The organism is Qipengyuania sp. (assembly GCF_043423005.1).
Classification (GTDB): domain Bacteria; phylum Pseudomonadota; class Alphaproteobacteria; order Sphingomonadales; family Sphingomonadaceae; genus Qipengyuania.
The window spans coordinates 19,939-31,673 of record NZ_JBHWMI010000025.1 but is presented as its reverse complement, the minus strand read 5'-3'; the positions used below and the strand labels follow the sequence as shown (position 1 = coordinate 31,673).

Annotated in this window: 11 protein-coding genes; 5 read left to right on the top strand and 6 right to left on the bottom strand. The window is 65.6% G+C overall.

What is annotated here, in order from left to right:
- The 4 genes from ACHFFA_RS04460 to ACHFFA_RS04445 form a co-directional block, all read left to right on the top strand.
- On the top strand, positions 1 to 857 hold an 857-nt coding region (locus ACHFFA_RS04460; protein ID WP_394269643.1), incomplete at its 5' end, for a hypothetical protein.
- A 303-nt stretch (positions 858 to 1,160) separates the two neighbouring features.
- Positions 1,161 to 3,533, top strand: coding sequence for an autotransporter assembly complex family protein (locus tag ACHFFA_RS04455; protein WP_394269642.1), 2,373 nt, complete (start codon positions 1,161 to 1,163; stop codon positions 3,531 to 3,533).
- Positions 3,533 to 7,783 carry a translocation/assembly module TamB domain-containing protein gene (locus ACHFFA_RS04450; protein ID WP_394269641.1) on the top strand — a complete coding sequence of 1,417 codons (4,251 nt, stop codon included), beginning with the start codon at positions 3,533 to 3,535 and terminating at the stop codon, positions 7,781 to 7,783. Before ACHFFA_RS04455 ends, ACHFFA_RS04450 begins: the two co-directional genes overlap by 1 nt.
- Positions 7,783 to 8,004, top strand: coding sequence for a hypothetical protein (locus ACHFFA_RS04445; protein WP_394269640.1), 222 nt, complete (start codon positions 7,783 to 7,785; stop codon positions 8,002 to 8,004). Before ACHFFA_RS04450 ends, ACHFFA_RS04445 begins: the two co-directional genes overlap by 1 nt.
- Here the strand turns inward: ACHFFA_RS04445 and ACHFFA_RS04440 are convergent.
- The 6 genes from ACHFFA_RS04440 to ACHFFA_RS04415 form a co-directional block, all read right to left on the bottom strand.
- Positions 8,001 to 8,774: an NUDIX domain-containing protein gene (locus tag ACHFFA_RS04440; protein WP_394269639.1), complete on the bottom strand. Its 774-nt coding sequence runs from the start codon at positions 8,772 to 8,774 to the stop codon at positions 8,001 to 8,003. The two genes, ACHFFA_RS04445 and ACHFFA_RS04440, sit on opposite strands and share 4 nt — an antisense overlap.
- Positions 8,775 to 9,022: 248 nt before the next feature.
- On the bottom strand, positions 9,023 to 9,355 hold the full coding sequence (gene grxD, locus ACHFFA_RS04435; protein WP_394269638.1) for a Grx4 family monothiol glutaredoxin: 333 nt from the start codon (positions 9,353 to 9,355) through the stop codon (positions 9,023 to 9,025).
- Between the two features lie 33 nt (positions 9,356 to 9,388).
- Positions 9,389 to 9,622, bottom strand: a complete 234-nt coding sequence (locus ACHFFA_RS04430; protein WP_394269637.1) for a BolA/IbaG family iron-sulfur metabolism protein — start codon at positions 9,620 to 9,622, stop codon at positions 9,389 to 9,391.
- A 4-nt stretch (positions 9,623 to 9,626) separates the two neighbouring features.
- Positions 9,627 to 9,953: a DUF1476 domain-containing protein gene (locus ACHFFA_RS04425; protein WP_394269636.1), complete on the bottom strand. Its 327-nt coding sequence runs from the start codon at positions 9,951 to 9,953 to the stop codon at positions 9,627 to 9,629.
- Positions 9,954 to 10,017: 64 nt separating this feature from the next.
- Complete coding sequence (locus ACHFFA_RS04420; RefSeq protein ID WP_394269635.1) at positions 10,018 to 11,013, bottom strand: NADPH:quinone oxidoreductase family protein; 996 nt, start codon at positions 11,011 to 11,013, stop codon at positions 10,018 to 10,020.
- A 12-nt stretch (positions 11,014 to 11,025) separates the two neighbouring features.
- Complete coding sequence (locus ACHFFA_RS04415) at positions 11,026 to 11,202, bottom strand: isopropylmalate isomerase (RefSeq protein WP_394269634.1); 177 nt, start codon at positions 11,200 to 11,202, stop codon at positions 11,026 to 11,028.
- 126 nt (positions 11,203 to 11,328) lie between these two features.
- Between ACHFFA_RS04415 and ACHFFA_RS04410 the strand changes: the two genes are divergently transcribed.
- Positions 11,329 to 11,724: an acyl-CoA thioesterase gene (locus ACHFFA_RS04410; protein ID WP_394269633.1), complete on the top strand. Its 396-nt coding sequence runs from the start codon at positions 11,329 to 11,331 to the stop codon at positions 11,722 to 11,724.
- The last annotated feature ends 11 nt before the right edge of the window (positions 11,725 to 11,735 follow it).

Sequence of the window (11,735 nt, the reverse complement as noted above, 5' to 3'; positions counted from 1 at the left end):
AGACGGTCGGGAGGATCTTGGGACTGGGGACCGCCGAGGTCGCGCAATTGCGCCGGGCCAAAGTTCTAAGCGCCAGGCTTGTTCTCGATGAAATGGGCAGGCTTCAGCCCATGTTCGATCGGCACGAGATCGAAAACATCGCGAAGGGCATATCCTCGCGGCTGGGCGTCGACTCCCTGGCCTGGAAGCTGGGAATGTCGCGCAATGGCGCCGAGCAGTTGGTCGAAACTGGTCTCCTCGAACTTCTCCACCATCCCTTTTTCCTCGCAAGGTATGGCATACCGCAAGTGACTGCAGCGTCGATCGATGCGGTGCTGGGTCGTCTCGATCGAGCTGCGGTCCTCGCAGCAGAGGACAAGCTGATCCCGCTTTCCACCGCCATCAAGGTCATCGGCGGAAAGCCGAAGCCTTGGGGCGCCATCTTCGGCAAGCTGCTTGATGGATCCCTTCCGTGTCGGATCGAGCCGGGCGCGAAAACCCCGGTCCGGCGAATCTTCATCAGCCGAAAGGATCTGTCGATCATCGAAGGGTTGGGTGCGGTAAGGAATACACCGAACAGGATCGCGTTCTCGGACCTGCTCTCCAAAGCCGATGCCGGCGAAATACTCAATGTCGGTCCTCATGAAGTGACGGAACTGTTCGCGGACGTCCCCACAAGACAGGGGGAACGAGCCAAGTGCCTTCCGATGGCAGATGTCATGAGCTTGGGTAGTCGACACATCACGTCGGCCGAACTCGGCCTGCGGCGCAATGTCAGCGTGCAGAAAGCATATCGCGATGCGCTGCTGTCAGGAGTGCCCTATCTCGGCCCGGCCGGCTTCTGCCGAGCATCCGCCGTTGCCAAGTTTCTTATATAAGATAGGTTCCGTGACCCCAGTGCTAGTTTTCGGCTAGCTAGATTGTGCCGCGCCGGATTGCGCGAAGGTGCAAAGGTTGCGTATCCACGTCAGGATAGGTGCAAGCTACCGCAAATCCTTGAGATGCAAATACTCGCTTAATCAGGAACGCGGTGCACTGTTAACGCGACCGCACACCTGACCGGGCGGGCGGATTGGCACGAGGCATTGCCGCTGGCGTCGTGCGCCGCTATGCCCGGGCCATGCCGATGGCGGGGTGGGCCGGTCGCAGGCGTCGGTGCCGGCAGGTTTTGGGATCGTTGAATGGGATCGCGCTCGATTCTGGAGGATGTGGCGCCGGGCGCCAAGACCCGGCGCGCGCTGGCCGGCGCGGCGGCGGCGTCATGCCTCGCGCTGGGGGTTGCTCATGCGCAAGCGCAGGACGTTCCGGAGAACAGTGCTCCCGTCGAGGAGCAGCAGCCTGCCCCGGAAACCCAGGCGCCCGTGCTCGATGTGCCGGCCCCGCCACAGGACATTCCCCTGCCGCCGGTCGAACCGATCATCACCGACGAGGAGTTCGCGGACGCCATTCCGGAATTGAGCGCCGAGGACGATGACGAATTGCTCGGCGAGCTCGAATCGATTGCCGAGTTCGAGGCCAATCTCGCCGCGCAGGATGCTGCTGCCGCTGCCGAGGCGGACCCGATCGCAGAACCTGCCGAAGGCGCCGCGCCGCCGCTTGGGGTTCCCGCCCTTGCCGATGGCGATGCGGTCGAGGAAATCGGTGACGCCCCCGTTCGCGATGCCGAACTGGTCGCGCCGCTGCCACCGATCGAAACCTTCGATGCCGAGCCGGTCGAGTTCGCCGAGGAAGCGAGCGACGAGGAGATCGTCGAGATTGCCTACGCCTGGCGGCTCAACGGACTGGAACCGGTCGATGCGGAAACCGAGACCGACCTTGCCGCGGTTTTCGAGGATCTTTCCGCGCTGGAGGACGGCGATGGAGAGGCGGCCAATGTGGCGCAGGTTTCTGCCCGGCTGACCGAGGACAGCATTCTGCTCGAGCGGTTGCTCGCTTCCGAAGGATGGTACGATGCCGCGGTCAATACCCGCATCGAGCGCGCCGACGTGCCCAACGGCCAGCCGCTGACGGCGGTGATCGATCTGGTCCCGGGCAAGCGCTACACCTTTGCCGAGATCGTGATCGATGCAGGGCCGGTCGTTCCCGAAAACCTCATCCGCGACAATCTTGCCTTGCAGCCGGGCGAACCGATCGTCGCTCAACGTGTGCAGGGCGCCGAAGCCAACGTCGCGCTCAGGCTTCCGGAAAACGGCTATCCTTTCGCCGAGATCGGCCAGCGGGACATTCTGCTCGATCCCGATACCGGTGACGGGGTCTACACCCTGCCGGTCGATACCGGTCCGCGCGCCGTGTTCGGCGGGATCGAAACCACGGGCAATCTTGCCTTCGGGGCCGATCATATCGAGGTGCTGTCCCGGTTCGAGCCCGGCGAACTCTATGACAGCCGCAAGGTCGACGATCTGCGCCAGGCGCTGGTCGCCACGGGTCTGTTCAACAGCGTGGCGGTCGTCCCCAGGCAGACCGGCGGAGCAGCTGGCGAGGGACTGGAAACCGCGACCATCGTGGTCGAACAGGAAGCCGGGCCGCCCCGGACCATCGCCGGCAGCGCCGGTTACGGCACTGGTCAGGGCTTCCGCGTTGAAGGCAGCTGGACTCACCGCAACCTGTTCCCGCCAGAGGGTGCACTTATCGCCAGCGCCGTTGCCGGGACGCAGGAGCAAGGCGTCAGCCTGACGTTCAGGCGCGCCAACGCCGACCGCCGCGATCGCACCTTCCTCCTGCGTGCCGAGGCGCTGCGCTCGGATTATGACGCATACGAGGCGTTCACCGGCCAGCTTTCGGCCCTGGTCAGCTACGATTCGACCAATATCTGGCAAAAGCCGTTTACCTACGCCTACGGCGTGCGCCTGATCGGCACCAACGAGCAGGACTACAATTTCGATCTCGGCGCCCTCGAGCGACGCACGTTCTTCATCGGCGGGCTGACCGGCCAGGTCGGGATCGACCGCACCGACAGTCTCCTCGATGCAACCCACGGGTTCAGGGTGACGGCTCTAATCGAACCCGAAGGGTCTCTGGAAGACGGGTTCGCGCCCTATGTTCGTGCCCGGATCGACGGATCGGCCTATTTCTCCCCCACCGATGCGATCGTCGTGGCGGGCCGGGTCCGCTACGGGACGATCCAAGGGGTGGAACGGTTCGAACTCGCCCCGTCGCGGCGGCTTTATGCCGGCGGCGGCGGATCGGTGCGCGGATTCGGTTATCAGCAGCTCGGCCCCCGGGTCGAGATCGCCAATCCGGACTTCGATCCCGAGGATCCCGACGAAGAGGACGATCCCACGATCCTGCGACCCATCGGTGGCCGCAGCCTGATCGAAGGCGCGGCCGAGGTGCGCTATCGCTTTGGAACCTTCGGGGCGGTCGCCTTCGTTGATGCCGGACAGGTCTACGAAGAATCGACCCCGACCTTTTCCGACATCCGCTTCGGCGCCGGCATCGGTGCGCGCTACTATACCAATTTCGGCCCCTTGCGGATCGACCTTGCGACGCCGCTGGGCCGGCGCGAGGGTGAGAGCCGGGTCACCGTCTACGTATCGATCGGACAGGCGTTCTGATGGCCGAAGACGCCGCTCCCGCTCCGGCCCCGGCGCTCGACGAACCGCCCGTCATGGCGGACCCCGCCCCGCGCCGGAACCGGGGCAGGGCGGTGCTCAAGTGGACGGCGATCGTAATCGCCTCGCTGGTAGCCATCATGCTGGGCGCGGTGGTCCTCCTCGATACCGGGCCGGGCCGTCGTTTCGTCGCCAACCAGATCGAGGCGCTCGAATTCGAAAACGGCATGAAGATCGGAGTCGGGCGGATCGAAGGGTCGATCTATGGCGGGATGATCGTCCACGATTTCACGCTGTCCGATCCGAAGGGCGCGTTCCTGACCTCCCCGGAAGTCAACCTCGACTGGCGCCCGCGCGCTTATCTGCGCAATCATCTCGATATCCGCTTGCTGACGGCGGAACGGATGACTCTGCTGCGACTGCCCGAATTCAACGAGACGCCGCCGAACAACGATCCGCTGCTGCCCGATCTCGATATCGATATCGCCCGGTTCCAGGTCGATCAGTTCGTCGTCGAAGCCCCGGTAACGGGCGAACGGCAGGTGGCCCGTCTCGCCGGAAGCGCGCAGATCGCCGACCGGCGGGCGCAGGTGGCGCTCGATGGCGAAACCGTTCGGGGGCGCGGCCGGGCCGGCGGGGACCGGATAGCGCTCAGGCTCGATGCGGTGCCCGATGACGACAAGTTCGACCTGGCGCTCGACTTGCGCGCCCCGGGCGATGGCGTGGTCGCCGCACTGGCGGGCCTGACCGATCCGTTGCAGGTCCGCATCGCCGGCCGGGGCGGCTGGTCGAACTGGAGCGGCCGGGTTACCGCCGATCTCGCGGGGAGCGAATTTGCCCGCCTCGCACTGACCGGGCGTGACGGAACCTTCACCCTGCGCGGGCCGACGCGGGTGGCACGCCTGTTCGAAGGGCCGACCGCCAACCTGCTCGGGCCGATCCTTGATCTGGACTTGACCGGCACGCTCGATGAACGACGCGTCGACCTTGCCGGCGGCGTATCCAGCGACGCGTTCCGGCTGAACACCAATGGCATCGTCGACCTTGGCGAAAGCGGGTTCGACGATCTGCGGCTCGGCTTCGTCCTGCTCCGCCCTTCGGCGCTGGCCGAGAACCTGTCGGGCTCGGGATTGCGCGGCCAACTGATCCTCAGCGGAGACTTCGCCACCCCGCGGGTGCGCTATACCCTCAACGCGAACCGCCTCATGATGAACGACATGGGGCTGGAAAACTTCGCCGCATCCGGCGATGCCGAGGTCAATCCGGACCGCATACTCATCCCGGTGGCTGCCCGCGCCAGCCGGATCACCGGGCTCGACACGGTGGCGGGCGGCACGCTCGCCAATGTCCGGCTCGATGGCGATCTGGCGATACAGGGACCGCGTGTCCTGTCGGACAACATGCGAGTCCGGTCTGACCGGATCGATGCCAGCGTCATCCTCCTCGCCGATCTGTCGACCGGCCTCTATACCGGCGCGGTCGACGGGCGGATCGACGATTACCGGATCAAGAGTGTCGGCATCTTCGATCTCGAGACCGATGTCGACCTCGAGACCAGCAATTCGGGTTACTCCCTCGCCGGCCGGTTACGCGCCCGCTCGACGCGGCTCGACAATGCCGCGGTGCGCGATTTTCTTGGCGGCAACGCCGTCGCATCGGCCGATGTCCGCTATGGCGGGGACGGGGTCGCACGTTTTCGCAATCTGCGGCTTACCTCGCCCCTCGTCCGGATAACCGACGGCGCCGGCAGCTATGCCCCCGATGGCACGCTCGCCTTCAATGCCGACGGCTTTACCGAGCAATATGGCGCCGTCGGCGTGCGGTTGGCCGGTACGATCGACAATCCGCGCGCCACCGTCACGGCCCAGCGGCCCGATTTCGGCATTGGCCTCGCCAACTTGCGGGCCGATATCAGGGCGGCGCGCGGCGGCTACCGGCTTGATGCGCGAGCCGATACCGATTACGGCCCGCTCACCGCCGATGTGGTCCTGGGGACAGGCCGCGAACTGACGCTGACGATCAACCGCGCCGATCTTGCCGGGATCGGCTTTGCCGGTTCGCTGAGGCAAAGTGCCGCCGGCCCCTTCGTTGGCCGGTTGACCGCCGAGGGCAGCGGGGTCGTGGGGGTCGTCCGGCTCGGCGCGCAGGGGCGGTATCAGGAGGCGCTGGTCAACCTGCGGGCACGCGATACCGTGCTGCCCGGGCCAGCGCAGCTGGCCATCGGCAGTGCCATCGTCGATGCCCGCTTCATCCTTTACGATACGCCCTACGTGGTGGCAGACGCACAATTGGCTGATACGCGGTTCGGTGCCCTGCGGATCGCCGCCGCCCGGACTCAGGTGGATTACCGTGGCGGGCGGGGGCAGGCCAAGGTGTTGGTCGAAGGCGAAAGCGGGGTTCCCTTCCGCGTTGCCGCCAATGCCCAGCTCGAACCCGACCTGTGGCGCGCGGCGCTGCAAGGACGGGTTCGCGGGATCGGCTTTCGCACCACGAGCCCCGCGCGGATCGTGCCCGGAGACGACAGCTATCGCCTCTTGCCGACGCGGATCGACTTCGGGCAGGGCAACGTCCGCCTCGCGGGCACTTATGGCGACGGGATCAAGTTCCAGAGCCGGCTCGATTCGATGGACATGGCGATGCTCAATGCGTTCGTTACCGATCTGGGCGTGGGGGGAAGGGCCAGCGGCAGCCTCGATTTCGCGCAGTCCAGCCCGACCGCCTTTCCCCGGGCCGATGCCCGCCTGACGATTGACGATTTCAGTCGCACCACCGCGGTTTCGGTGAGCCAGCCGGTCGACATCAATTTCGTCGGCAAGCTGTTGCCCAATGGGGGCGAGGCGCGCGCGGTCATGCGCCGGCGGGGCGCGGTGATCGGGCGCATGGTCGCTTCGCTGATGCCGCTGTCGCCCGGTGCGGGAAGCTGGACGACCCGGCTGATGGCCGCGCCGCTAGCGGGCGGGATCCGCTACAACGGACCGGCCGATACGCTGTTCTCGTTCGCCGGCCAGCCCGATCAGCGGCTTTCAGGACGCATCGGCGTGGCGGCGGACTTTTCCGGCCGGGTGCAGGCGCCGCAGTTGAGCGGGATCGTACGCGGAAGCGGCCTGACCTACGAGAACCAGACCTACGGCACCCGGCTGTCCAATCTCGTCCTGCGCGGCCGCTTCGATGGCGAGCGCCTGGAGGTCCAGCAACTGGATGCGACTGCCGGAGACGGCACGGTGAGCGCGGCAGGCTATGTCAGTCTCGCAGCGGAAAGCGGCTATCCGATGGACCTTGCAGTCACGCTCGATGAAGCGCAGCTGGCGCGCAGCGAGGCGCTCAGCACAAGTGCGACCGGCAATCTGCGGCTGACCAAGACCGCCGGTAGCGCCGCCCTGTTGGCAGGCGAGTTGCGACTGCCGGAAACCCGCTACGAACTGGTTCGTCAGGGCGCGTCGGAAATACCCGAGCTTACCGGGGTGCGCTTCAAGCCGCCCCGTGGCCCGCAACGCATCACCGGCGACGAACCGGCGCAGCCTTCGCCCGGCCTGTTCTCGGCCTTGCGGCTCGACATCGCGCTGACCGCGCCGGAGCGGCTTTATGTCAGCGGCATGGGGCTGGAAAGCGAATGGGAAGCCGATCTAAATCTCGGCGGCACCAGCTCGGCACCGCGTATTACCGGCGGGGTCGATCTCATCCGCGGGACGCTGGGCTTCGCCGGGCGTTCGTTCGAATTGAGCGAGGGCCGGGTAAGCTTTACCGGCGGGCAGGACATCAACCCCGTCATCACGATGGTCGCTTCGGAAGAGATCGAGGACATCACGGTCAACGTCAATGTGACGGGCCGGGCCTATGATCCGCAGATCACCTTTTCGAGCGTGCCGGGCCTGCCGCAGGACGAAATCGTCGCGCGCATCCTGTTCGGCAGCTCGATCGGCAACCTTTCGGCCCTGCAGGCGGTGCAGCTCGCCTCCTCGCTCAACTCGCTGCGCGGCACGGGAGGGGGGCTGAACCCGCTGGGCAAGCTTCGCTCGGCCACAAGCATCGATCGGCTGCGGATCCTCGGCGCGGACGAGACGCAGGGCCGCGGTACCGCGCTTGCCGCCGGTCAGTACATCACCGACGACATCTACGTCGAGTTCATCACCGATGCCCGGGGGTTCACTGCCACGCAGCTGGAGATCAGCCTGACCCCGGCATTGTCGATCCTGAGCCAGGCGGGCGGTTCGGGTTCGACCAACGTCAACGTGCGCTACCGCAAGAACTACTGATGGCGCGGTCTCTCCCGATCATCGCCCTTGCCGCGCTCGCCCTTGCCGGCTGCAAGGACGAGCCGAGCTTCGACGAGCGCTACGAGGCGGCGGAAGAGAAGCTGGAAGAGCAGGCGGCCGGGATCGACCGCGATCTTGCAAAGGGCCTTGCCGATACGCCGCGCGGGGAAACAACTACCCCACCCGATGCCGCGCAGGGGACTGCGACTCCGCGCGACTAGCTGCGCATGGCGGAAGACAGCTTTTCCCGCGTCACCGGATAGCCGAGATCGTCCGGGATGGTGAGGGCCTGCCCCTCTTCGGTCCTGACGATTTGCGGCGTGATGATACGCTGCGGGGTTGCCTCTGCATGGGAGCGGGCGGAGGCGAAATCGGCGAACTGGGCCAGTCTCTCGAGATTGCGGCGGGTCGGGAAGATCAGCGACAGCTCCCCGCGATCCGCTTTCGCCAGAGCATCCTCGGCCGTGATCCAGAACAGCCTGGTATTCTCCGTCTCGTCGACCGTGATCTCCACGTTTCCGGTGCCAAGGTCGGCGAGATAAAACCGCGTGTCGAATATCCTGCCATGGGCAAGGCCAAGCGGCAGCCACCGTGCGAACGGGGTCAGGCTGGCAGGATCGAGCTCCAGTCCGTTGCGTGCCATGGCCTCCTCCAGGCTGCCGCTCGACAGCAGGGTTTCGCGCGTCCGTGCCGCGGTAGCGGCGTCGCAGCCGCGGCGAAAGCCGACAGCGAGACCCGTTTCCTCGAGCGTTTCACGGATGGCGGCAATGCGGTGGGCGATCTCGTCATGGTCGCCATCGGGCACGAGACGAGCCGCAAGAGCGTGATCTTCTTCATCGACCCGCCCGCCGGGAAAGACCGCCATTCCGCCGGCAAACGCAAGCGCCTTGGAGCGGATGACCATGAGCAGTTGTGCCGGCCCTTCGTCCGGTGCGCGTCGAAATACGACGAGCGTGGCAGCTGGAATCGGGACGGGCTGTTCACTGGTCATGTCGAGGCTGTTCCTCCTGCGCTTCCACCCTGTCGGAACGCCTTACAGTCGTAAAGGGCGGCGAAGCGCCGTTAACCATTCGGCACCCCGGTTTCGTGCCACTCCCGCGATATGGCACGCCTGATGCATTGATGAGCGTGTCCCTGAAGTCTTCGAGGCGGCTGCCCCATTCCCGTCGCAGCCGCAGCGCAAAAAGGCCCGCCCCGGTCGTCCCCCGGGGCGGGCCTTTCCCATTATCAGAACGACGATCAGGCCTGCGCGCGGGCGACCTGCTTTTCCTCGAGCATGGCCTGCAGTTCACCGGCCTCGTACATCTCGGTCATGATGTCGCTGCCGCCCAGAAACTCGCCCTTTACATAAAGCTGCGGGATGGTCGGCCAGTCCGAATAGGCCTTGATCCCCTGGCGAATTTCCATGTCCTGCAGCACGTCGACGCTTTCGTACGCGACGCCGCAATGGTCGAGGATGGCCACCGCACGGCTCGAGAAGCCGCATTGCGGGAACAGCGGCGTTCCCTTCATGAAAAGGACGACATCGTTGCTGCCGACGATGTCCGAAATGCGCTGGTTGGTATCGGCCATCGAAGGCTCCCTATGCGATACTGGATGTGCAATTCAGGTGGGAGCTTGCGTCGTCAGTTGCAAGGCATGGAGGACCCCACCCATCCGGCCGCCCAGTGCTTCGTAGACCAGCTTGTGCTGGGCCACGCGGGGCTTGCCGGCGAACTGGGGCGCAGTGACGTGGGCCGCGTAATGCTCGCCATCGCCGGCAAGGTCGCGGATCTCGACCTCGGCCCCGGGCAGGCCTTCGCGGATCAGGCGCTCGATCTCGCCAGCCTGCATCGCCATCGGTTCAGCGTCCCTCGCTCATGAACTGGCGGCGGGCCTCGGTGGCGCATTCGTCGAGCCGGGCGCGGATGTCCGCTTCGCTGACTTCGCATCCGGCGCCGGTGAGGTCGCCCAGCACCTTGCGAATGACGTCCTCGTCACCCGCTTCCTCGAAATCGGCCTGGACCACCGCCTTGCGGTAGGCGTCGGTCTCCTCGTCGGTCAGGCCCATCAGCCCGGCCGCCCATTCGCCCAGCAGCCTGTTGCGACGTGCCGCCACCTTGAACGCGTTCTCTCCGTCGAAGACGAACTTGGCTTCCTCGCCCCGTTCGCGGTCCTTGAAATCTGTCATGCGTGCCTCGTCAGGATGATCGTTGCGAGCAGCGATAGGGCCGCGGCCCCATGCGGGCAAGGCGCTACATCGTGACGACCAGCTTGCCGATCGCCTGCCGGTTCTCCAGCGCCGCGATCGCTTCGTGCGCACGGTCCAGCGGGTAGGTCTGGCTGATCAGCGGATTGATCCTGCCGTCCTGCCATAGCGCGAACAGTTCCTCGATATTGGCACCGTTGCGCTGCGGCTCGCGCGCCACGAACGCACCCCAGAACACCCCGCGGATATCGCAGCTTTTCAGCAGCGTGAGGTTGAGCGGCATGCGGGCGATCCCGGCCGGAAACCCGATGACCAGAAAGCGACCCTCCCACGCGATGGCGCGCAGCGCCGGCTCGGAATATTGCCCGCCGACGATATCGTAGACGATGTCCGCGCCCTGCGGCCCGACCGCATCCTTGAAGCTTTGCGCCAGCGCCTTGGATGCATCCTTGTCCATGTCCTCGCGCGGGTAGATGACGACGTCGTCGGCGCCGGCCTTGCGGGCAACCGCTGCCTTGTCCTCGCTCGACACCGCAGCCACGACGCGCGCGCCATAAGCCTTGGCAAGCTCGACCGCCGACAGGCCCACGCCGCCTGCTGCGCCCAATACCAGCACCGTATTGCCCGCCTCGATATCGCCGCGGTCCTTCAGCGCGTGGATCGTCGTCCCGTACGTCATCAGCAAGGCGCTCGCCTGAACCAGATCGATGCCTGCGGGAACTTCGAACAGGCGATCGGCGGCGACCGCAATCTGTTCACGCAAGGCGCCGCTTCCGGTGCTGGCCAGTACGCGGTCCCCGACTTTCCAGCGGGAGACTCCTTCGCCTACCGCACTGACGGTTCCTGAAAATTCACCACCCGGGGAATAGGGCCGTTCGGGGCGGAACTGATAGAGATCGCGGATCATCAGCGTGTCAGGGTAATTGATCGCGCAGGCGGCAATATCGACGACGACCTCGCCTGCGGCAGGCGTCGGGGTGGGGAGGTCCTCCAGCACGAGGGTCTCGGGCCCGCCTACCGCTTTGGTCAAAAGTGCTTTCACGAAGCGTTCTCCTCAGTCGGTTTCGGGTGCGGCGCGGGTGTCGCGCCGGGGGCGGGTGGTTTCGTCCTCACCCCCGGCATTGCCCGGGGCGCGGTGGCGGCGTTTGCCTGCGTAGAGCAGCGCGGCGGCGATGGCAGCCGAGCCGACGGCGCCGGCGATTGCGGCGGCGGTTCTGGTCTTGTTGGTCATGGCCACGCCTTGTCCGGGAGCCTCCGGCCTTAATCAAGCGCTTTTCACGAACGCATCGACGGGATTGCGCCGCAAAGGGCAAATGGAGTCTTGGAACCTTAACCTCTTCCAGCTTTATTGACATCCATGTCAGCAAATCCGTTTTCCTTTCCCATCACGGTCGTTCCGGGCGACATCGATTTCATGGGCCACGTCAACAATGCCCGCTATCTCGGCTGGGTGCAGGATGCGGTCCTCGCCCACTGGCGCAAGCTTGCCCCCGCGGACGAAGTGGCGAGCAAGGCCTGGGTCGCGCTCAAGCACGAAATCACCTACCGCAAGCCGGCGCTGCTGAACGACGAGGTCATCGCGCGTACCGTCCTCGAAAAGGTCCGGGGCGCACGCGCCTTCTATCATACCATCATCCAGCGGGGGGAAGAGGTGCTTGCCGAAGTGCAGAGCGCCTGGTGCTGCATCGACGCTGAAACCATGCGGCCGGCTCGTCTGCGCGACGACGTAACGCGCTTCTTCTTTCCTGACTGACAAGCCGCGCC